The 22,702-nt window shown below is 30.1% G+C and carries 21 protein-coding genes and 2 pseudogenes; 11 read left to right on the top strand and 12 right to left on the bottom strand.

All coding sequences use genetic code 11. The annotated features are described in order from the left end of the window. Positions 1 to 2: 2 nt before the first annotated feature. Genes FBF22_RS04655 through rpmH form a run of 8 tightly spaced genes read right to left on the bottom strand, consistent with a single transcriptional unit; the run spans position 3 to position 7,487 of the window. The gene (locus FBF22_RS04655; protein WP_002885199.1) at positions 3 to 773 is read right to left on the bottom strand and encodes a DnaJ domain-containing protein; all 771 of its coding nucleotides are present in this window, start codon (positions 771 to 773) and stop codon (positions 3 to 5) included. Beyond that, positions 770 to 2,956, bottom strand: coding sequence for a phosphoribosylformylglycinamidine synthase subunit PurL (purL, locus tag FBF22_RS04660; RefSeq protein WP_002885197.1), 2,187 nt, complete (start codon positions 2,954 to 2,956; stop codon positions 770 to 772). The genes FBF22_RS04655 and purL overlap by 4 nt, the downstream gene beginning before the upstream one ends. Before the next feature lie 10 nt (positions 2,957 to 2,966). Then, positions 2,967 to 4,295 carry a tRNA uridine-5-carboxymethylaminomethyl(34) synthesis GTPase MnmE gene (gene mnmE, locus FBF22_RS04665; protein ID WP_002853495.1) on the bottom strand — a complete coding sequence of 443 codons (1,329 nt, stop codon included), beginning with the start codon at positions 4,293 to 4,295 and terminating at the stop codon, positions 2,967 to 2,969. Continuing rightward, positions 4,288 to 5,106 carry a Jag N-terminal domain-containing protein gene (locus FBF22_RS04670; RefSeq protein WP_002869900.1) on the bottom strand — a complete coding sequence of 273 codons (819 nt, stop codon included), beginning with the start codon at positions 5,104 to 5,106 and terminating at the stop codon, positions 4,288 to 4,290. Before FBF22_RS04670 ends, mnmE begins: the two co-directional genes overlap by 8 nt. Then, positions 5,103 to 6,695: a membrane protein insertase YidC gene (gene yidC / locus FBF22_RS04675; RefSeq protein ID WP_002867428.1), complete on the bottom strand. Its 1,593-nt coding sequence runs from the start codon at positions 6,693 to 6,695 to the stop codon at positions 5,103 to 5,105. Before yidC ends, FBF22_RS04670 begins: the two co-directional genes overlap by 4 nt. Continuing rightward, the gene (yidD, locus tag FBF22_RS04680) at positions 6,692 to 7,033 is read right to left on the bottom strand and encodes a membrane protein insertion efficiency factor YidD (protein ID WP_002869899.1); all 342 of its coding nucleotides are present in this window, start codon (positions 7,031 to 7,033) and stop codon (positions 6,692 to 6,694) included. Before yidD ends, yidC begins: the two co-directional genes overlap by 4 nt. Then, positions 7,030 to 7,356 carry a ribonuclease P protein component gene (gene rnpA / locus FBF22_RS04685; RefSeq protein ID WP_002859217.1) on the bottom strand — a complete coding sequence of 109 codons (327 nt, stop codon included), beginning with the start codon at positions 7,354 to 7,356 and terminating at the stop codon, positions 7,030 to 7,032. Before rnpA ends, yidD begins: the two co-directional genes overlap by 4 nt. Next, the gene (gene rpmH / locus FBF22_RS04690; protein WP_002776864.1) at positions 7,353 to 7,487 is read right to left on the bottom strand and encodes a 50S ribosomal protein L34; all 135 of its coding nucleotides are present in this window, start codon (positions 7,485 to 7,487) and stop codon (positions 7,353 to 7,355) included. The genes rnpA and rpmH overlap by 4 nt, the downstream gene beginning before the upstream one ends. 130 nt (positions 7,488 to 7,617) lie before the next feature. Between rpmH and FBF22_RS04695 the strand changes: the two genes are divergently transcribed. From FBF22_RS04695 to FBF22_RS04705, 3 genes are read left to right on the top strand one after another with little or no spacing between them, the layout of a single operon-like run. After that, positions 7,618 to 8,097: a GNAT family N-acetyltransferase gene (locus FBF22_RS04695; RefSeq protein WP_165433266.1), complete on the top strand. Its 480-nt coding sequence runs from the start codon at positions 7,618 to 7,620 to the stop codon at positions 8,095 to 8,097. Next, on the top strand, positions 8,094 to 8,702 hold the full coding sequence (locus tag FBF22_RS04700) for a uracil-DNA glycosylase family protein (RefSeq protein ID WP_002859215.1): 609 nt from the start codon (positions 8,094 to 8,096) through the stop codon (positions 8,700 to 8,702). Before FBF22_RS04695 ends, FBF22_RS04700 begins: the two co-directional genes overlap by 4 nt. Beyond that, positions 8,699 to 9,889, top strand: a complete 1,191-nt coding sequence (locus tag FBF22_RS04705) for a hypothetical protein (RefSeq protein WP_002885195.1) — start codon at positions 8,699 to 8,701, stop codon at positions 9,887 to 9,889. Before FBF22_RS04700 ends, FBF22_RS04705 begins: the two co-directional genes overlap by 4 nt. Here FBF22_RS04705 and FBF22_RS04710 read toward each other — a convergent pair. Next, positions 9,881 to 10,255 (bottom strand): thioesterase family protein, encoded by a 375-nt coding sequence (locus FBF22_RS04710; protein ID WP_002853400.1) that lies wholly within the window; start codon positions 10,253 to 10,255, stop codon positions 9,881 to 9,883. The two genes, FBF22_RS04705 and FBF22_RS04710, sit on opposite strands and share 9 nt — an antisense overlap. 142 nt (positions 10,256 to 10,397) lie before the next feature. On the opposite strand from FBF22_RS04710, the pseudogene FBF22_RS04715 reads away from it, so the two are divergent. The 7 genes and pseudogenes from FBF22_RS04715 to FBF22_RS04740 all read left to right on the top strand — a co-directional run. After that, positions 10,398 to 12,638 (top strand): annotated as a pseudogene (locus FBF22_RS04715) (hypothetical protein); the annotation flags it as partial. Between the two features lie 462 nt (positions 12,639 to 13,100). Beyond that, complete coding sequence (locus FBF22_RS08550) at positions 13,101 to 14,849, top strand: filamentous hemagglutinin N-terminal domain-containing protein (protein WP_002885188.1); 1,749 nt, start codon at positions 13,101 to 13,103, stop codon at positions 14,847 to 14,849. After that, positions 14,770 to 15,282, top strand: a complete 513-nt coding sequence (locus FBF22_RS04725) for a hypothetical protein (protein WP_002885186.1) — start codon at positions 14,770 to 14,772, stop codon at positions 15,280 to 15,282. The genes FBF22_RS08550 and FBF22_RS04725 overlap by 80 nt, the downstream gene beginning before the upstream one ends. Before the next feature lie 305 nt (positions 15,283 to 15,587). Beyond that, entirely contained in the window at positions 15,588 to 15,719 is a 132-nt protein-coding gene (locus FBF22_RS08625; protein WP_002885185.1) for a hypothetical protein, read from the top strand. A 319-nt stretch (positions 15,720 to 16,038) separates the two neighbouring features. Next, a pseudogene (locus FBF22_RS04730) lies at positions 16,039 to 17,767 on the top strand (ShlB/FhaC/HecB family hemolysin secretion/activation protein). Positions 17,768 to 17,849: 82 nt separating this feature from the next. After that, complete coding sequence (gene cmoB, locus FBF22_RS04735) at positions 17,850 to 18,740, top strand: tRNA 5-methoxyuridine(34)/uridine 5-oxyacetic acid(34) synthase CmoB (RefSeq protein WP_002859209.1); 891 nt, start codon at positions 17,850 to 17,852, stop codon at positions 18,738 to 18,740. A gap of 72 nt (positions 18,741 to 18,812) precedes the next feature. Then, positions 18,813 to 19,391 (top strand): PaaI family thioesterase, encoded by a 579-nt coding sequence (locus FBF22_RS04740; protein ID WP_002885184.1) that lies wholly within the window; start codon positions 18,813 to 18,815, stop codon positions 19,389 to 19,391. On the opposite strand, the gene FBF22_RS04745 is transcribed toward FBF22_RS04740, so the two are convergent. Together FBF22_RS04745 and FBF22_RS04750 are read right to left on the bottom strand one after the other, a co-directional pair. Further along, positions 19,392 to 19,565 carry a hypothetical protein gene (locus FBF22_RS04745; protein ID WP_002853638.1) on the bottom strand — a complete coding sequence of 58 codons (174 nt, stop codon included), beginning with the start codon at positions 19,563 to 19,565 and terminating at the stop codon, positions 19,392 to 19,394. A gap of 8 nt (positions 19,566 to 19,573) precedes the next feature. Beyond that, positions 19,574 to 20,101, bottom strand: coding sequence for a thermonuclease family protein (locus FBF22_RS04750; protein ID WP_002853671.1), 528 nt, complete (start codon positions 20,099 to 20,101; stop codon positions 19,574 to 19,576). 67 nt (positions 20,102 to 20,168) lie between these two features. Here FBF22_RS04750 and FBF22_RS04755 point away from each other — a divergent pair, with 67 nt between their 5' ends. Next, a complete protein-coding gene (locus FBF22_RS04755; RefSeq protein ID WP_002885183.1) occupies positions 20,169 to 21,437 on the top strand; it encodes a M20/M25/M40 family metallo-hydrolase in 1,269 nt (422 codons plus the stop codon). Here the strand turns inward: FBF22_RS04755 and FBF22_RS04760 are convergent. Next, entirely contained in the window at positions 21,420 to 22,667 is a 1,248-nt protein-coding gene (locus FBF22_RS04760) for an MFS transporter (protein WP_002885182.1), read from the bottom strand. The genes FBF22_RS04755 and FBF22_RS04760 overlap by 18 nt on opposite strands. Positions 22,668 to 22,702: the final 35 nt, after the last annotated feature.

Consider the following 22,702-nt stretch of genomic DNA (forward strand, 5'->3'; position numbering starts at 1 on the left):
TTTTACCTTTCTAAATGTTTTTTAACTTTTTCGTAAGCTTCGTTGATTTTTTGAAATTTCCCTACACCGATTTTAAGCTCTTCTTCACTAACATTGTTTGCATTTAAAATATCAGGATGATATTTTTTTGCTAAATTGCGGTATTGTTTTTTTACCGCATTTAAATCTGCATTATTTGGAAGTTCTAAAATAGTAAAAGCTTCATCAAGACTTAATTCTTTTTTAGAACTTTTTAAATTTGAAAGACTTGCTATAAAAGCGTCTAATTCGCTTTTTGCTATATCAAAGGCTTTAGCGATTTGCTCTAAAATTTCACGCTTTTTAGCATTAAAATCTGCATCGATTAAAGCCATAAAAACAAGCACACGCAAAACATTAAAACGCTCATTTTTAGGTAAAGGTACTTCTTTTAAAAAATCTTTTGCCACGTAAAAAGCATCGCTTAAATTTTCTTTATGTTCATTAAAACTTGCTTTTAAAAAAGCTCTTTCTTTTTCATCTTTGGCATTTGCATCTAAAAGATCTTTGATCATTTCAGCTTCATTTTCACTTACTCTGCCATCGCTTTTTGCAATTTTTGCCAAAAGTGCGATAACATAGTAATTCATACGCCTTTTAAACTCATCCATTCTTTCTTCCATAACCCCACGAGCAAAACCCTTAGCAAAGCCTTTGGCTCCTCTTGTAGCTGAGTTTAAAAAATCCTGTTTTCCCCAAGTTTTATAATACCAGTAAAACACCAAAACAACGAGTATAATTAAAACTAAAGTCATTGGATTTGCTCTTTAAAACTTTCAAAATAAAGCTTATCAAGTTCAGCCTTGCTTAACTCAATGCTATCAAGTTTAAAATGTTTTTGGCTAGTACTCACACCTAATTTATAAGCTTTTACTCCAAATTCTTTAGCTAAATTTAAAAAAGCTTCTTCATTTTCTTTACTAAGCCCTACTATAGCACGACTTGCACTCTCATCAAAAATCATTTTTTCATCATCAAAACCACTTGTTAAATTTGCACCTACACTAGAAATAGCAAACATTTTTGCCAAAGTCATAGCAATACCCCCTATTCCTACGCTATTGGCACACTCAAGTAAAGAATTTTGATTGGCTTTATAAAGCAAATCCCAAAGTGCAATTTCAGCTTTATAATCAAGCTCTTTAAGACTTCCTGATACTTTTTTATCTTGGATTTTCATTACCATAGATCCACCAAATTCCCCTAAACTTTCACCCAAAAGATAAACACTTAAATTTTCTTTTTCAAAACTAGCTTTTAAGGTTTTATTTGCATCTTCTAAAACCCCTACGCTTACTATAGTAGGACTTGGATAAATACTTACGCCTTCAGTTTCATTATAAAGTGAAACATTGCCGCTTACTACTGGGGTATTTAACTCTTTACAAGCTTCTTTAATGCCTTCGCAACCTTGTGCAAATTGCCACATCACTTCAGGATTTTGCGGATTTCCATAATTTAAACAATCACTTATTGCCAAAGGCTTAGCCCCCGTGCAAGCAACTTTTCTTCCTGCTGAAGCTACTGCTAAAGCTGCTCCTATTTTAGGATTTACATAATTTAAGCGTGAGTTACATTCTATAGCCATAGCCACACTTGCACCATTTTCTTTGATACGAATGGCACTAGCACCTAATCTTCCATCAGCTTTTATAGTATTGGTTTGCACACTTGAATCAAATTGATCATAAATAAAAGCTTTGTTGTTAATATTTTCATTTTGAAGCATTTGTATAAAAAGCTCTTGAATGCTTAATTTTAACTCAAATTTATAATCTTTAATTTCACTTAAATATTTTGGCTCACTTATAGGACGACTTAAAATCGGCGCTTTTTCACTTAGAGGCTCGATAGGAATAAGCCCTACAAGCTCATCATGCCAAAAAAGCTCCATTTTTCCTGTATTGGTAACTTCACCTATAACCACAGCATCTAAATCCCATTTTTTGAAAATTTCTATAACCTTATCTTCATAGCCTTTTTTCGCACAAATAAGCATTCTTTCTTGAGACTCGCTAAGCATTAACTCATAAGGAGTCATACCGCTTTCACGTATAGGAGTTTTATCTAAGTAAAGTTTCATGCCACTGCCACTTCTTCCTGCCATTTCAAAAGAACTTGAAGTAAGCCCTGCAGCACCCATATCTTGAATACCCACAATATAATCAGTTTTAAAAAGCTCTAAACAAGCTTCCATAAGAAGTTTTTCACTGAAAGGATCGCCAATTTGCACTGTGGGACGCAAAGATTTGCTTTCTTCATTGAAGCTATCACTTGCCATAACCGCTCCACCAAGTCCATCACGCCCTGTTTTTGAACCCACATAAATCACAGGATTTCCTACACCTTCAGCCTTAGCATAAAAGATATCTTCACTTTTACAAACCCCTAAAGCAAAGGCATTAACTAAGATATTTCCATTAAAACACTCATCAAAAGCACATTCTCCACCTATAGTTGGCACACCCATGCAATTTCCATAATGAGAAATTCCATTTACCACACCTTTAACAAGGTATTTTTGATGTTTGCCGCATTTTTCATTATGAATATTGCCAAATTTTAAAGAATTTAGCCCTGCAACCACTCTTGCACCCATAGTAAAAACATCACGTAAAATTCCCCCTACTCCTGTAGCCGCACCTGCAAAAGGTTCAATAAAGCTAGGGTGATTGTGACTTTCTACTTTAAAAACTGCTGCCATACCTTGCCCGATATCAATAACCCCTGCGTTTTCACCTGGGCCTTGAATCACCCAAGGTGCTTTAGTTGGAAAACCATTAAGATATTTTTTACTAGATTTATAAGAGCAATGCTCACTCCACATCGCAGAAATAACCCCAAGCTCTAATAAATTTGGCTCACGTCCTAAAATTTCTAAAATTTGTGCATATTCTTCATCGCTAATTTTGTGTGCTTTTATGGTTTCTTTGTCCATTTTTATCCTTTCATTTTCCTAAACAAAAATTACCAAACATTTCGTCTAAAATTTCATCTCTTTGAAAATCTTTGGTAAATCTTGCAAGTTCATTAATCGCTAAATTAAGTTCAAAAGCAAAAAGTTCTAAAGAACTTTCCTCTAAAAGCCCCTTAGCTCTAAAAATCGCTTCACTTGAAATTTTACAAGCATTAATAAGATCTAAAGAACTTACCATAATACCTTCACTATCAAAAGAATTAAGATAATTTTGCAATTCTTCTTTTAACAAAGTGATGTCTTTTTGAGCACTAAGCTTGATAAAATTTTTATTTTGAGTATTTTTGAAAACATTTTCTAAATCACTTTTATTTAAAATCCAAAAGATTTTTTTATCAGTATTTGCTAATAAGTCAAAAATTTTCTCATCTTCTTTATCTTGCACTCTTGAAGCATCAAAGACTGCCAAAATAATATCTGCATCTTCTAAACTTTTTTTACTTAAAGCTACGCCGATTTGTTCTATAACATCTTTACTTTCCCTAATACCCGCTGTATCTATAATGCGTAATAAATGCGTTCCTAATTTAAAGCTCTCTTCTATAGTATCACGAGTGGTGCCTGCTATATCTGAAACAATAGCTCTTTCATAAGAAAGCAAGGCATTTAAAAGCGAAGATTTGCCTACATTTGGCTTACCTACAATAGCGATTTTAAAACCTTCTATGAGTCCTTTTTTGCTTTGAGAAAGCGTATAAATTTCTTTTAAAATTTTAGAATTTTCTTCACACATAGTAGAAATTTGTTCTAATAAATCAGAAGGTAAATCATCATCAGCATAATCAATACTAGTTTCTACAAAAGCTAAAGTTTTAACCAAATCTGTGCGAATTTTTTCTAAAAGTTCTCCTAAGTTTCCTTGCATGTTGCGTGCTATAATTTTAGCTGCAAGTGCAGATTTTGAAAGTATGAGATCTTGTATATTTAAAGCTTTTAAAGGAGTCATTTTGCCATTTAAACACGCTCTTTTGCTAAATTCCCCTGCTAAAGCAAGTCTTGCTCCTAAACTCACAAGTTCTTCGAGTAAAACTTCACTCACACTAAATCCTCCATGAGTTTGAAACTCTACTATATCTTCCCCTGTAAAACTATAAGGGGCTTTAAAATATATCATTATAGCTTCATCGATAATTTCATTATTTTGATTAAAAAGTTTTGTAAAAGTAGCATGGCGTGGGGTAAGTTTGGTTTTGTGGCTAAGCTTTAAGGCAAATTCTAAAGCCCTTTCACCGCTTAATCTTACAATAGAAATCGAACCCACACCATGAGCTGTGGCAATAGCCGCTATAGTATCACTCATCTTTTTTGAAAAAGTCGTTTATTACAACAAATCTTTGATCATTATTTTGCTTAATTCCTACATACTTATCTGGAAATTTAGCTCTTAACTGCTCTAAAGCGATTTTTATCAAAACCCCATCCAAAGGTTTGGTTTGTCCGCGTCCATGAATTTTAATTTTTTCAATCACGTTTTGTAAATAAAGCTGCATACCTTGAATTTGATTTTCTAAAAATTGAGCGATCTCAAGGCGCACTAAAAGATTATATTTTAAATTGATCCAATTATGTAAAAGATAAGAAATAGCCTTGTAACGATGTGCTTCTTTACCTATCATCAAAGCAGCATCTTCCCCATCCAATCGAATCAAAACGCAATCTTCATCATACATTCTAAGTTCACTAAGCTCTATTTTAAACTGGGAGCTTTCTAAAAGTTTTACAAGCTGAATGCGAATCTCATCTAAAATATCCTGAGTATTACGCACTCCTTTGCTTTCTCGATGAAAACTATCAAAAATTTCATCACTTTTTACTGTATATTTTTCTTTTTGACTTTTATTTTTTTCATTTTTTGTTTCAATCTTGTTTTCTTGTTTTGGCTCATGTGTTTCTGGTTTGTGATTTTTTGAACTTGTAAATTCTTTTTTAGGATTTTTTTTCAAAATCCTTTTTTTTGCTTTAGCCTCTATAATTGCCTTTTTTCTTCCAAATCCAAAAAAACCTTTTCTTGGATGCTGAATAATCTCATATTCTAAGTCCATCACAGAACATTCTAAACTTCTTGAAGCTTCTGTTAAGGCACTTTGAAGATCAATGGCTTCGATTTTCATTTTTCATGCTCCGCTTGTTTTTTGTGATGTTCTTTAGCAAATATTTTATTGATAACCCATTGTTGAACCAAAGAACAAAGGTTATTTACAAACCAATAAAGCGTAAGTCCTGCTGGGAAAGTGATAAAGAAAAAAGTAAAAATCACTGGCAAAAATTTCATAATCTTAGCTTGCATAGGATCTTGTATAGTCATAGGTGTAATAAGTTGTTGTAAAAACATCGTTGCACCCATTAAAATAGGCAAAATGAAATAAGGATCCATTACCGATAAATCATGTATCCAAAACGCCCAAGGAGCTGCTTTTAGCTCAATAGCATTAAGCAAAACGCGATAAATAGCAAAGAAAATAGGAATTTGTAAAAGTATAGGCAAACAACCACTCATAGGATTTGCACCATGTTTTTTATAAAGCTCCATCATGTGCATATTCATTTTTTGTGGATCGCCTTTATAACGCTCTCTAATATCTTTCATTTTAGGAGCAAGATCTTTAAGTTTATTCATAGAAATCATAGACTTATAAGTTAGCGGGAATAAAATAATACGCACAATTAAAGTCATCACAACGATAGCCCAACCCCAATTTCCTATATACTGATGCAAGAAATTCAAAAACTCAAACATAGGCTTAGCAATAAAAGTAAACCAACCATATTCAACAACTGCTTCAAGGCGTGGATCTATACTTCTTAAAATCACATGTTCTTTAGAGCCTATATAGCCCCCTGCTTTAAATTCATTATCACTATAAGCAAAAACTATAGGGTTTTGATTAGCATCCTTGCTGATTGCCACATTTAAAGGTTTATCAAAATTATAAAAGAAAGTTGCATAGTATCTATCAAAAGCCGAAGTCATTACGACATTATTAGCACTTTCATCCTTTTCTACATCTCCATCTTTATAAGTTTCGATGGTTTCTTTATTATCCATTACCAAAGCACCATGAACTGTATAACTATCTACGGCAATATTTGGACGATATCCTGGACTTATAAAATAATTTGCATTCTTGCTGAGTTTAACTTCTATCTCATAATTTCCTTTTGGATAAAAAGTAATATCTTTTTCGATTTTCAATCCAGAAAGATTTTGAGTGAGTTTTAAAACTTGACTTCCATTTTCATCAACAAAAAGATTGCTAGCGTTAGCAACATAAGGAATTTTAAAAGCCTCTGAGTTAATACTTGGATCACTAAAACGCATTTCTAAAGGATAAGGACTATTTTCCTTGCTAACAAGATTTATAAATTCTCCTTTCTCATTTTGGTATTTTTTATCTTTTAAATAAAAAGCAGAAATTCTACCAAAAGAGTCAATTTGTGCTTCAAAATGCTTGCTTTGAACCTTAGATATCACACTATCTTGTGAAACTAAAGCTGCACTTGGAGTATTTGTGGTGGTATTTTGTATATTAGGAGTGTTATTTATGCTTGTGTTTTGTTGATTTTGTTGTGTAATGTTTTGTTCTATTTTTAAAGGTTGTTTTGGAATGAAAAAATAATCGTAAACAACAAAAAATAAAAAAGAAATCACAACAGCTAAAAGTATACGCTTTTGCTGAAAAATATTATTTGAATTATTCACTGATTTGTCCTTTTAAAGATGATTTTTATAAGATAAAAACTTTTATTTTTATAAGGTATATATAAAAAACAAAGTTGTTTTTTTGCTAAAAATATAGGCTTAAAACATAAATTTATAGGATAAAAATTTTTAGAAACTCTAGGATAATCAAAACCCCCTTTAAAAAAAGGGTTGCATCTTAAAACTCTAAAAAAAGTAGAAAAAAAAGCTAGAAAAAAATTCTTTTTTTGAAACTGCCAAAGCGCATACTCAGAACAACTAGGATAATACCTACAAGCAGCGGGTTTTAAAGGGCTTAAGAATTTCTGATAAAAACGGAGTATTTTTAGGCATATCATTTGAAACATTCTAGTTTTTTCAATCCCCATTTTAGATTTTTTTCTAACCTAGAAAAAGAAAGTTCAGTGATTTCATTTTTAGCTACAAAAATATATTTGCCATCTCGAAGATATCTTTCAAACTTAGCAAACAAAGCCCTTAAAATTCGTTTTGAACGATTTCTAACCACTGCTTTTCCAACTTTTTTACTAGCAACAACTGCTATTTTTTTTTCATAACTATTCAGATAAAAAATAATCACACCTTCGCAATGCCATTTTTTACCTATTTTGTATACAGATGAAAATTCCTCGTTTGTGCTAAATTTATCAAAATTTTTCACACAGCAAGTCTTTTTCTACCTTTAGCGCGTCTTGCATTGATCACCTTGCGACCATTTTTAGTTTTCATACGAACACGAAAACCATGAGTACGTTTTCTTGGAGTGCCATGTGGCTGATAGGTTCTTTTCATTTGATTTTTCCTTAAAAAATTATAAAATAAACTTGTATTTTATCTTAATCTTACTTATAAATTGCTTTTGATTAAGAGTAATTTTTAAATTCTTTTGATAAATTTTGAAATTATTTTTAAAAGGTTAAAAATGTCAGAATTTAAAATTATTGATTTAAGACAAGAAGATTTAGATATTTTACAAGAAATGATCATAGAATTTGCAAAATACGAAGATATGTTAGATTTTCTTCAATGCACGAAAGAAAAACTGGAACATTCTTTACTAAAAAATAAATTTGTTCGTGCTTTTTTGTTAAAAGAAAATGAAAAAACTATAGGCTATATGATTTATTTTTATACTTTTTCGTCTTTTTGGGGCAGCGGTGGAATTTATCTTGAAGATATTTATATACGAGAAAATTTTCGTAAAAAAGGTTATGGAAAAGCTGTGTTTAAATTTTTAGGAGAAATTTGCAAAAAAGAAAATTTAAAAAGACTCGACTGGGTTTGCTTAAATGATAATATTTTAGGTATTAATTTTTATGAAAGTTTAAACGCTAAACATCTTAAACAATGGAGAAATTATCGTCTAAGTGGAGAAAATTTAGAAAAATTGTGTGATTTATGATAAGAAGTCTTTATTATTTAAAAGCTATGGGATTTAACTTTGTTGATACACATACAAACCACTTTGAACAAGTACAAAATTTTCAAGAATTAAAACAACTTGTTTCATCTTGCACCTTATGCCAATTTTCCAAAACAAGAAAATTTAGTCTTATGGAACCTAAGATAAAAAATGTCAAATTGCTAATTCTTGATGTTTTTGGGCAAAAGAGTGAAAATGAAAGCGGAATTTTACTTAATTCAAAAAAAGGTGAAAAATTAAAACACTATATTTATCAAATTTTAGGGCTTTGCGATGAAGATTTTTATTTTTCTTATTTATTTAAATGTTTTTGTAATGGAAAATTTGATGATTTTTCGCTACAATCTTGCTTACCATTTTTCTGGAACGAACTAAAACTGATTCAACCTGCTTTTTTGCTTTGTCTAGGAGAATACACATTTAAAAACTTGGGATTTAAAGATTATCACATTTTAAAAGGTGAAGTTTTTGCTTATAAAAATTTTTTCATAATGCCAAGTTATGATTTAGATTTTATAGAAAAAAATCCAAGTTATGAAAAAAATTTCATACAAGATTTAAAAAAAATTAAAGGATTTTTATGAAAAAAATATTTTTAATATTTTTCTTATCTTGCTTTTTGCTTAATGCAAAAGAGCAAAAATTAGTCGATGTAAAACCTGTTGAAAATTTTTATCCTAAATTAAGCGTTCAAGAATGCAACACAAATTGTCTTTTTGATCTTTTAGAATCAAGATTGTATCTCAGTTTTTTAAGTGAATTTGCAGACCAAAACGATCAATTTTTATCCAATGTTTATGCAAAATTATTAAATTCCATTACTGATTTTGAAAAAAATGTTCAAAAAATTACTTCTGTTAAACTTGCGATAATTATCCCAGAAAAAACCATAAAAAGCTACTCAAATACTATAATAAATTCAAGCATAGCCTATCTTTTAAGACAAAGAGCCGAAATCAAAGTAAAAGTTTTTTTAACCGGCACAGAAGATAGTGATAAAATTCGAGCCGCGCTTGATGCAGTACAAGCTCAAGGATATCAGTATGCCATAGCTGGATTTACTCTAAAAGGTGCTAATGAGTTGAAAAATTACTCAGGAAATATGAAAATTTTCATACCGACTATCCATAAAAACAACATACAAATTTCAAATCAAAATATTATTTTTGGAAGTATTGACTATGATACTCAAATTGCCACACTTTTAAGCAAATCAAATGCTAATATCGCAATATTTAGCGATGGCTCTGCCTTATCAAGCAATCTAAATTCAAGAATTCTTGCTCAAAATAATAATGCTAGAATATATACTATAGAAGGAGAGAAGCTTGATTTTAGCAGACTTTTAAGATCACAAGGCGGAGTTAATAATGCCTCAATATTTTTTAACACTCCATTGATCAAAACAGCTCTAGCAAGTTCTCAACTAAGAATTTATAACATTCATCCTTATGTGCTTTTATCCACTCAAATCAACTATAATCCAACATTTTTAAGTTTAACACAACAAGGAGATAGAGAAAATTTCATCATTGCTAATTCCATCAATAACCACGATGATAACTTAGTCTATCTTAATGAAATTTTTAATCAAAGTATAGATTATAACTGGATTGCTTATGCTACTAGTATAGGAGTTGATTACTTTTATACCGAATTCTTAAATAAAAAAAGCGAAAGTTTATTTGATGAGAAAATCAAAAATTCTCAAGTTGATTACAAAGTGCGTCTTATGCAAGGCAAACAAGCAAGCTTTGAAGAATTAAAATAATTCTTCAAAGAGCTTTTTTAACTGCATATCCATTCTAGCTGGTTTTTCGTTTTTAATAAAAGCTAAAGTTAATTCCATTTTAAAAAGCAAAATTTCATCTTTATAAATTTCTTGTAAAATTTCCACAGAAGCATTTTTGACTTCTAAAATTTTTGTTTTAATCTCTATCATATCTCCAAGTTTTGCAGGTTTTAAGAAATTGCAATTTGCTTTTGCAAGCAAAAAATGTCCCTTAGACGCATCAAAAATATCTACTTTTTTATTGAAAAAAATTTCACTTCTTGCTCTCTCGCAAAATTTTAAATAATTACTATGATACACCACTCCACCCGCATCAGTATCTTCATAATACACACGCATTTTCATCGCTTTACCTTAAAAAATATTTTACATTTAAAAAACATTAGATTATACAACGGAAATTCTTTGATATCACTTTTTAGTTTATATTAAAAAATTCCGTCCAATCTTAATTTAATAAAGCTTTTTAACTTCACGGGGGGGGGGTATAGAGAAATTTTGTTTTAAACTTTCTATTGTTACCTTCTTAAGCATCAACGCTTTTGCAGCCACTCAAGCAAATACTATAGACAATCGAAATTTCAATATTCCAAAGCATTATTTTAATGATAACGAACTTTATGATAAAACCAATTCTACTTATAAAAAATTCCAAGGTATAAATTATTATGCTAAGAGTTCTAAACAATATATTAACAATATTTAACAATCATAAACCAAATATTACAAATATAAACGATTTAAATTTTAAACATTATTTACTTACTCCTGATATGAGAGAAGATGAAGTTCTTTCTTTTAAAGCAAGGCATGGTGTTAATACAGCCGATCATAGTATAAAAACAGTTAGAGTGCTTCCTTTTTTAATCACAGTAAAAACCGATCATGCTGATGCAAGTTATAATAAACTTATATTAGAACAAGGAGAACTTAGTTCGGTTTTTTATCTTAAACCTAAAGATACTCATATAAAAAACCCTAGTAATTCTAAAAGCAATCAACGCATGAATTTCTTAATGAGTTCTACCTTTACTCATTATGGTAATGCAAGCTATAACCAAACCATACTTCAAAAAGATGCTCATATTAGTATGGGAGTTGAGAACACTTATGATTTAGCCTTAAATGGTGCTCCTTATTTAATCGGAGCTATAGCCACTTATGGAGATTCTACAAATAATAGTTTAAATATAGAAGCAGGTCGCAGTGTAGAGTTTTTTACTTCCTTACCTAAAAAAGATAAAAATGGTAATAATACCTTTGATGAAAGAATCACTCACCTTGTAGGTGGTTTAGCTTATCAAGGCAATGTAAAAAACAATAAAATCTTTATCAAAGATGCTAATATGATTATCCATGGTCCAAGCAAAGCTTATGCTAGTTCAGCTGCTGCTTATATTAGCGCAGGTTATATAGATAGCGGAACAGATAAAAACTTTCAAGCCAGTAAAAACCTTTTAGACATAGATGGTTTTAATCTTGATATGTATATGAACCATGATAAACAACCCCTAGCTTATAATTCTATTTTATTTGCTGATTTTTGGGGTGGAAAAACCGAACAAGGACAAGCCTTAGATAATACTATCAATTTAAAAGATATTAAAAACCTAAAAAAAGATAAAAACAATGAGAACATTTTTGCTCAAGCTTTGTTTAACTTCTATGCAGGAGCTTCTAATAATGGAGAAGCAAATTATAATACCTTAAACATAGAATTAAAACATCCTTTAGAAATCGCTAATAACTTCTTAGGTTATAACCAACATTCTTTTTATGGTGGCTTTGCAACTAAAGGAGCTAATCATAATACCATTAACATTAAAAACGATCTTACCACAACCGATCTTTCTAAAGCTATAAAGATGCTTTAAATATTGTAGCTGCTAGAACCTTAGAAGGCAGTGCGGATTATAATAAAGTTTATATTAATAATTCTATGTCAACCTTACCTGTATACATTTATACAGCTAAGAAAAATATTCTTAATAATCAAGACTTTTATCCTAGTAGTGCTAATAACAATGAAGTAGTGATTAAAGACTTTGCTTCTTTTAGAAATTTAACTGTATTAACAGAAGCTAAAGAAGCCTCTTATAATACTATAAATTACAACAATGTTCAAAGCATTACCGATGTAAGTAATATAGATAAAGCCAATCATAATACCATAGATATAAAAAACTATTCTTCTAATGCAGCTGATAATGCTTATTTGATTATGGCTTACAATGAAGCAGCTTATAATAAAATCATTATCAATGATACTTTATTTGGTGTAGCTTCAGATAAAAGAGAAGGAATTTTAAGTATTATAGCTGGACTTTCAAACAATGCCCATGATAATACCTTAATCATAAACAATCTTAATCTTGATGAGTATAAAAATAACAATTCTATTTTTATAGCTCCTTCAGCCATTACAGGTTTAAGTGAAGCTAAATCTTATAATAATACCTTATATATAGGCGGGAATTTAAATATATTTAAAAACACTTTCATAGATATATTAGCAGGGGCTTTAGTGTATTATGAAGATAGCAATAGTGCTTCTAATGCTGTAGCTCCTTCAGATATCAGTTTAAGTAAAAACAATAGACTGATTTTAAATACTAAAGTTGAAGCTAGAATTATTAATAACTTTGAGCATTATTATCTTATTGTATCCAATAAAATCAACACAACTCCCCTTTTGAAGTCATACGATACTCCTATTAATATTTCTAGCGAGGGAGTATTAGCTCTTTACACCCTCAAAGAGCAATACCCCTACCTTAAAAATAAAGAAATCTTAATCTTACAAAGTGAGCAAGGTTTTATAGATGAAAATTCTAATACTTTAAATCAAGAAGAACTTCAAAGCTTTATTGAAAAAATGCAAAAAAACAAAGAAGATTTTAAACTAAGTTCTATAGATAGATTAAAAAAGATGAATTTACAAAAACTTTCTTATGAAGTAAGAATATCCCAAGATGGTAAAAGCATTTACGCAAAGATAAAGTAAATAAGGATGGACAATAAAAACAATAACAAATCAAAGTTATCAACAATTAATAATCCTAGAGAAATCTAGGATTAAGAACTTATTTTTGTTTTTAAAAAGAAAAAATAAAACAAACAGATAAAAAAAGAAAAAAAGAAAAACAAAGATAAGTTCTTAGAACTAAACCAAACCAAGAAAGGATAAACCATGAAAAACAATAAAATCGTTTTATCAATTGTTGTAAGTTCTTTACTTTTCTCCCAAAGCTATGCTTTACCAAGTGGGGGTAAGTTCACTCATGGAACAAGTGGAACTATAAATGTAAATGGTAATACCATGAATATTACAGGTAATAAAGTAAATTCTGTTATCCAATGGGGTGGTGGTTTTAATATAGCTAAGGGTGAAACTGTAAATTTTGGACAAGGAAAAACTAACCAAAACTACCTAAACATTGCTTATGGAACCAAAAGTTCTACAATAGATGGTTTACTTAATGCTACAGGTAATAATGTTTATCTTATTAATCCTAATGGTGTGGTTATAGGCAAAAGTGGAACTATCAATGCAAATAAATTTGGAGTGTCTACTTCAAGTATAGATAGCAAAGCGATGCAAGAATTTGCAGATAGAAGTACCTTTGAAAGTCCTGTGTTCTCTCCTAAATTTACAGCCAATAAAGGCAATGTGATTAATATGGGAAATATCAAGGCTAATGATGTTTTAATTATTGGGAATGAGGTGGGCAATGTAGGTGCAGATGGAGTGGGAAATTTCAATCTCCAAGATAATGGTAAAGTCCAATTTGTAGGAGATAAGGTTAAGGTTAATGTAGGAAGCATTAAAAATGCAAATAGTATTATCGTATCAGCTCAAACTGCAGCTACTTTAGGACAATCAACTACAGATGTTTATAAAAACAATACGAACAATCTTGATAGCAGAGTTCAAGCTCAAAACTACAATGGTTCAACGAACTATTTACAAACAATTCAAATGACTAAAAAAACCACTATAGCCAATGTAGAAGACTGGGCTTATTTCGCAAAGGGGATAAATGAAGGTAAAACAGGTATGAAATCTGTGGATACCTTTGATCTGATTTCTGATATTGACTTTGGGGCAAATTGTAACTCAGAAGGAGTTTGCACAGGACAAAATTATGCAAATTTCAATGTAGCAGAAAATAGTGAGCTTCAAGGTGTGAATATGATAGCAGGGAAAGATGATAGTCATGTTTTTTATGCAAATTTTAATGGCAATGGTCATACTTTAAGTAATATTAATATAGATACGACAGTAAGAAATGATATAAATAATGCAGGGTTGTTTGGTTATATAGGTGACGATAATAGTAATAATAGTGTAATAAAAGATTTAACTGTAGATTATAAGGGTGGCGGTATAAAATCAAATGGTTATAATGCAGGTGGATTTACTGGGAATACCTATGGTACTTTTACAAATATTAGTTTGAATAATATAGGCAATATTGACGGTGGTGATTATATAGGTGGATTTGCTGGAGAAGTTGGAGATGATGATAAATTTATAAATATTAGCTTAAATAATATAGGAAATATGAGTGGTAATAGTAAATTGGGAACCTATGTAGGGGGATTTATAGGATATCTTAGAAATATCTCAGGTTATACAACTTTCTCCAATATCTATATATTTTTAAATAAAAATACAGAAATTATTTCAGATGGTTCAGATGGTAGTGTTAGATTGTTTGTTGCTCTTAATGCAAATAAATTAAATAAACCCGATAACATCCATATATACAAATATAATACTGATTTTACAGATTCTAATAAATATGTTGATAATAGTTTTTGGAATCTAGTTTCTGGCTTTGATGATGCAGGTCAAGATGGTAAAATTAATATTCACAGTTATATCGAACAAGCTAAATGTAGTTTTAGACAAATTAAAAGATATAAAAAAAGATAAAAATGGAAATCTTATCCTTACTACAGATTTTACAGTAGAAGCTCCTGATATCAACCCAAATGCTAACCAAAAACTGGTTACCAGTGAAACTAACAATAAAATCTCTCAAGATGATATTGATAAAGATGTCATTAATAGTATTTTAGCAGATGCTAATGTAGATTCTCGGATTAATGTCAATGACAATCCTATGAATGTGCATATAGATAGCAATGATATCAATACCCTAAATCAAAGCTTTGATTTCATGGAAGCTTTAGGAAGTGATTTTACAAATACTTATCTTCAAAATAAAGGTGTAACAGAAATTAAAAATATCCTTCAAGCAAAAACAAACATACAAGCACTCATAAGAAATGTAAACAATCTTGTAAATATCAAAACACCAAAGAAGATCTTGATAAAGCCATTGATGCTTACAATGCTTACGTAGCTTTAATCAATCAAGGTGCAGCAAGTTCTAAAGATGCGGAATTTATTTCACTTAAAAACAAAGTAAATGATCTTTATGCTAAAGCACAAGGATATCTTGATACTTATAAATTTGATGATACTTTAAAATCTTATAAAACACAAGCCTTATCTCAAAGTAATAATCATTTTAGCATCAAAGGAGAATTTGATACTAAACTAGCTTCTTTAGATTCTGTTTTAGATAAGCCAAATAATGAAGGTGGAGATACAAGCAATCCTGAAGCAAATGCTCCACTTCCTTTCTCTGAAGCTTTACTTACTCAAATGGATAAAAGTGTTTTAAAACAAGATGAAGATGATAAAGAACCTACAGTAGATGAAGCCAGCACTCAATTAAGTGGTAATGCTTGTATAGTATCAGATAATTTTAAAGCAGGAAATCCTTGCTCAAGATAATTAAATTCCAAAAGGTTAAAAGCCTTTTGGATCTTGTTAAAAATTAATAAAACAAAATTTAAAGATTAAAAATCAAAAAAGATTGATAATCAATCAAACAAATATAAAAAATAAAGAAAAATAAAAAGATAAAAAGAAAGAAAAAATAAAAACAGAAAAAGCAAAAAATAAAAAAGATTAAAAACTAAATCTATAAAACAAGCTCTTATGAAATCATTAAAAAGGAAAAACACAAATGAAACGCATTATCTTACTATCTAGTTTAGCTATCTTAAGCCTTTATGCTAGCGATACTAAAGATAATAAAAAAACCATACAAATGTTAGAACAATCTCCTTATAAAGAAGATGCTAACTTAAAAAACTACAACAACACTTTAAAAGTAAAAGATGGAGTGATTATCATAGATCATTCTAATACTAGTGATAATAATAATTCAAAAACCATCAACACAAAGAAAAACACTCAAAAAGATAATAACAACACTCAAAAAAATCAACCTAATTTGTCTAATGATAATACTTTAAAAACTAAAACCCCAAATTCAAACACTCCTTCTTTAAAAAATACTTCTAAAGAAGAATCAATTCATAAAGTTAGCTTTAGCTTTCATATTACCAATAAAAACATAAACTTTAAAGATCTAGGTTTAGATGAGCAAGTTTTACAAGAAGCCTTAAACGATTACAAAAAAGAAAGTATTTCAGTTCAAGACTTACAAGATATAGCCAATATTATTTCTTATTATGTTCAAGTTAGTGGTTATCCTGCTGCTACAGCTTATATCCCACAACAAGAATTAAAAGATCAAATTCAAATCAATATCACCTTAGGTGTTTTAGGTAAATATGTGGTTCAAAACAATTCTAGTGTAAGAGATTATGCTATAGAAAGTAAATTACCTAATCATAAAAGGCGAAATCATCACTACTAAATTAGTAGAAGATGCAGTTTATAAAGTCAATGAAATGTATGGGATACAAACTCTTGCTTCTTTAAAAGCAGGAGATAATCTAGGTGACACAGATATAGTGATAGAAACCACCCCTAGTGATAGCTTTGTTTCTGTATTGTTTTATGGGGATAATTACGGTATAAAAGAATCAGGCAGATATAGGGGTGGTACTAGCATGAGTTTTAATAACATAGCTCATCAAGGAGATAGTCTAATGCTTACTTGCAAAGAAGCGATGAAGCACAAACTAACTATGGTATAAATTATACTACTTTCTTGGGGAATTTAAAAATCACTCGAAGCTATTCTAAAGGAAACTATGCTTTATGGGGAATTTGGAGAGAATTTGACTTTATAGGAATTTCTGAAAATCTAGGTATAAATTTAAAATATCCTTTGGGGATTACGACTTATAATTCTTTTTATTTAACTTCAAGTTATTATCATAAAAAGCTTCGTGATTCTAAATTTGATATTTTAACTTTTGATAAAAGCTCTGATACAATAAGCTTTGGTATAGAAGGAGTTTATAATGGTATTGGTAATGATAGTTTTTCTTATAGTGCTAATAAGCTATGGTAATGTTAAAGATGAAGGTATGACTATAGTAGGTATAGGAACAAGCAAAGTAGGTGGAGTAGAATTTGGAAAATTTGCTAAACTCAATGTCAATCTTAACAATGCTTATTTCCTTAATGATACCTTTACTCATCTTTTTAGTTTAAATTATCAACAAGTTATCAATGGATCTACATTAGATAGTAGTGAAACCATATCTTTAGGAGGTCCTTATGGAGTAAGGGCTTATAATAATGGAGATGGAGAAGGAGATAATGCTGTAGTGGCCAGCTTTGGACTTAGAATGGCTACTCCTTTAAAAGATTTTTATATTACTCCTTTTTATGATATAAGTTATTCTTGGTATGAGAATGATTCTTATACAAACTATATGGATGCTTATGGTTTACAACTGCTTTATAATAAAACAGGGAATTTTTATGTCAAGCTTGATTTAGCTAGAGCTTTAAAGAAGTATAAGCTAGATGATGATTATAGTTCTAAAGCTTATGTAATCTTTAGAAAGTATTTTTGAGTTATTTTTGATCAAATATTTAATGCATATAATTTATATTGCCATAAAAGCTTTTAATGTTATAATTTAGCATTAAAAGCAAATGTCAAGGATAAAAATGCAAGAAAATTTACTTGAAAAACAATTTCTAAATCACCCTTTATACGCTAAAATTCAAGAACTTAAAGCTCTCAATCTTGCTTGTAATTTTTCTTTAGATGATAGTGTAAATTTATCTACAAATTCTCAAGCCAAAGATGAAATCTTAGCTATAGCAAAAGAACTTAAACCATGGAGAAAAGGTCCTTTTAAAATAGACGATCTTTTCATCGATACAGAATGGCAAAGTTTTATTAAATTCAACATTCTAAAGCCTTTCATGAACGAAATTTCTCAAAAATGCGTTGCTGATATAGGCTGTAATAATGGTTATTATATGTTTAAAATGCTTGAATTTAATCCTGCAAAACTCATAGGTTTTGATCCTTCTATCAAATACCGTTTGCAATTTGAACTCATTAACGCTTTAGCTAAAACTCCTATAAAATACGAACTTTTAGGCGTAGAAGATCTTCCAAGCTATGGCTTGAAATTTGATGTGATTTTCTGTCTTGGGGTGATTTATCATAGAAGTGATCCTATAAAAATGCTAAAAGATTTAAAAGCAGGACTTAATAAAAATGGAGTTGTTTTTTTAGATACCATGTATATAGAAGATGAGAGAGAAATCGCTCTTGTGCCTAATAAAACTTATTCTAAAATTCCAAATATTTATTTTGTACCAAGCATTAGTGCATTAAAAAACTGGTGTGAAAGAGCAGGATTTAAAGAATTTGAAGTTTTGGCTACAAAAAAAACCGATGAAAACGAACAAAGAAAAACAGAATGGATAGACTCTTTTTCGCTGGAAAATTTCTTAGATCCAAAGGATAAAAATCTTACCATTGAAGGCTATGAAGCACCCAAAAGAGTTTATATACGCATTAAAATATAAATTCTTTTTATTTTTTACCGATATTGAAAATTAGATATTTTGAAGTAGATAAGTAGAATTTAAAGGTTAGATATGGCAAAAAAAGATAATTTTGAAGAATATGCACAACTTGAAGAATACGCATCTGCAGAAGATATATCTCGCGTTAGAGCAGAATTACTCACTTGTCCTGAATTAAACACCTCGCTTGCTGGAACCATTATAGAAATTGATAAAAACTATGCCAAATCAATTTTAATAACCACAAGCGAAATGATAGCAGATGATCAAGGATTGATTTTTGATGCCTTTATTTTCACTGCGGCAAACTATGTAGCACAAGCCTCTATCAATAAAGAATTTTCAGTGATTATTGGATCAAAGTGTTTTTTTTATGCTCCGCTTAAATTAGGCGATGTTTTAGAACTTGAAGCTCATGCACTTTTTGACGAAACCTCCAAAAAAAGAGATGTAAAAGTGGTTGGACATGTTAAAGAAGTTAAAATGTTTGAAGGAACGATACAAGTTGTTAGCACCGATGAGCATATATTTAAACTCAAGCGTCCGCCACTTAACACTGTTAAACCTACAGAAAATCAAGAACAAGGTGCCAAAATCAACAATCCAGAAGCTGTAGCAGCTGCATTAATGGCCTCTGTGGGTGGAAAATAATCAAGGAGTCATTTTAATATCTACCCAATTTTTTGGGCAATCCTTATGATAAGTTCCACTTCCATCATAATACTCTTTACAATCATCATAAAAACGATTTGAAATCCCTCTTTCATTTACAAAACATCCAGAAATTCCTAAAGCTAATAGCACCATTAAAGTATATTTTTTCATGTTTTTCCTTAGAATTTATTGTGTTTTCTCCATTTATAAGGCTCTATAGGATTACTCTCTTTCCAAAGACCTAAATGATTTTTCTTAGCATTTTCTTGTTCTTTGGTATAAGCGTTACTATAGTAAGTATCAGCCCAAGCATAGCCTTTGCTTACCAAAAATCGATTAATATCAACATCATTAAGCTTTACAATAGCAACAATTCTACCATAAGTATCTTTATTTTTATAAATAATTTCAACTTGTTTGCCACTTAAAATTCTACTTAAAGCTTCTTTTGACTGCTTTCCAAAACTTTGTTTAAGTTCTGGTGCATCTATACCAAAAAATCTTATTCTAGCGAGTTTGTTTTCATGATTAACTTCTATAGTATCTCCATCAATAATTCTAACTACTTTTCCTTCAAAACTAGAATTTTGGGCAATATAGTTCTGGATAAAAACAACTACAAGAGTGAAGATTAATACAGAAAAAAGTTTTTTTGGATCACTTAATAATTTTCTTAGATTAAATAATTTTTTATAATTTATTCTCATTTTTTAATCATTTTGCCTTTAAATTTTAAAAAATATGCCATAATTTTATCAAAACAAAGGAGATAAAATGCAAAATGTTATAGAAAATTTTAAACAATTATGCAAAATTCCTCATTGCAGTTATGAAACAGAACAAATGAAAGAATTTTTAAGCTCTTACGCCAAAGATAAAGGCTTTAAGGTGAGTGTAGATAAGGCAGGAAATATCCATGCCATAAAAGGCAAACCAAAAATTTGTCTACAAAGCCATTATGATATGGTCTGTATGGGCGATGCACCGAACTTAGAAGTTTATGAAGAAAATGGCTTTTTAAGAGCCAAAAATTCAAGTCTTGGTGCAGATAATGGCATAGGTATAGCCATCATGATGAGTGCTATGGCTGAATTTGAAAATTTAGAATGTCTTTTTACAAATGATGAAGAAGTAGGACTCATGGGAGTGAATTCACTCGAGCACACTTTAGAATCTAAAATGCTTTTAAATTTAGATCATGAAAGCGATGATGAGATCATGATAGGCTGTGCAGGTGGAGTAGATATAGAAGTAAGTTTGTCTTTTAATACCCTTAGAAAAAAGGGTAAAATTTATGAGCTTTGTGCGCAAAATTTTAAAGGTGGACACTCAGGCATAAATATCATACGCAATGAAAAAAGTTCCATCAAAGAAATGGCTAAATTCATACAAGAAAATGAAGGAGAAATCATTTCTTTTGAAGGCGGAGAAAGAATCAATTCTATACCTAAACACGCCAAAGCTTTAGTGCATTTTAAAGATGAAGTAAAGAGTAATAACTGGATAAAATGTGAATTTAAAGAAGAAGGCGAATTTGAAATTTGCGATCAAAGTAAAAAACTTTTAAGCCTTATAAATTCTTTCACTCATGGAGTTAGAGCTTATGATGAAAATCTAGATATAGTTCAAACAAGCATTAACCTAGCTACTTTAAGAATGCAAGATAACCAAATCAAATTCGCACTTTTTGCAAGATCTAATATACTTGATGGACTTAAGCAAGTAGAATTTGAAACTTTAGAATTTTTCAAGGCTTTTGATTTTAAAGTAAGAAGTTTTAATTTCTATCCACCTTGGGAAGGCAAACCAAACGCACTTAGCGACATGGTTTTTAAAGCGCTTAAAAAAGTATCGCCTAATGCCAAAGTTTCAGCTATCCATGCAGGGCTTGAGTGTGGCATTATAGAGAAAAAACAAGAGCTTTTATGCGCTTCTATAGGCCCAAATATCTATAATCCTCATTCAACTGATGAGCATTGTGAAATCGCTTCAGTTGAAAAAATATCTAAGGTTGTTTTTGAAGTTTTAAAAGACAATGCTTAATTCTTTAATCTTGCTTCTTGCAAAAACGCGTTTTAACAAAAACACGCAAAGCAAGGAACAAGATCCCACTATAGCAAGATAAATACCCAAATACTCTTTATAAAAAGCATTAACTATAAAAGGGGTTAAAAAACCTAAAATCGCATAAGAAATATTATAAGCAAAACTAAGCCCGCTAAATTTCAGTTCACTTTTAAAAATTTGCGTCATAAAAACAGGCGCGAAAGTAATAATACCTTGTGCAAAACAAGCCAGTAAAAAATAAAATAAAAAATTCTCATCATAAAAACTAAAAAGCACACCAAAAATAATAAAAGCTATACTAAAAATAAAACAAATCCTATAGCTTCCCCATTTGCTTGCTAAAAAACCTTGAAATAAAGCTCCAAAAATCACCGCTAAAATAGCAAAATTTTGCACCCATAAAGCAGAAGTTTTACTCATAGCTAAAAGACTTTCAAAATACTTAGGTAAAATCATCAAAGTTGCCACACCGCTTGTTAAAACCATGGTCATTAAAAAACAAACAAGCATACTCATTTTATGAGTTTTTAAAGCTTCGAACAATGGAAAACTTAAAATTTTCTTTTCATTTTGAACTTTTATAAATTCTGGAGTTTCGCTGAGTTTATTTCTTAAAAACAAAGCTAAAATTCCAAAAAATCCTCCTATGATAAAAGGAATTCTCCAAGCATAGCTTTGAACTTCTTCTGGGGTAAAATAAGATCTTATGCCTAAAGTGGCAATATTTCCTAGCAATAAACCTATGGTTAAAGTCGCTGAAATAAAACCAAGAGCTAAAGGAATTTGACGCCCTTTGACAAATTCGCTCACATAAATCCAAGCTCCGCTCACCTCAGTTCCAACGGCTAAACCTTGCAAAATGCGTATAGTAAATAAAATCAAAGTAGCAAATATACCTATACTTTCATAACTTGGCAAAAAAGCTAAAGCAAAACTAGGCAAAACCATCAAAAGCATAGAAATATAAAAAATATTCTTTCTTCCATATCTATCAGCAAAATGTGCCATCACAATAGAACCAAAAGGACGCGCTAAATAAGCAGCACCAAAGGCTATATAAGCATTTATCTGCATCCAAAAAGCATCATTTTGCGGAAAGGATACCTTAGCAAAAATATCCAAAAAAAAGGCAAAAAGCACAAAATCATAAAATTCTAAAATTCCACCCAAAGAAGCATAAATAATATTTTTGTATTTTTTTTGCATATTTTATCCTAAATCAACTAAAGGGCAAAAAGCCC

The organism is Campylobacter sp. CFSAN093260 (assembly GCF_012890095.1).
Classification (GTDB): Bacteria; Campylobacterota; Campylobacteria; order Campylobacterales; family Campylobacteraceae; genus Campylobacter_D; species Campylobacter_D jejuni.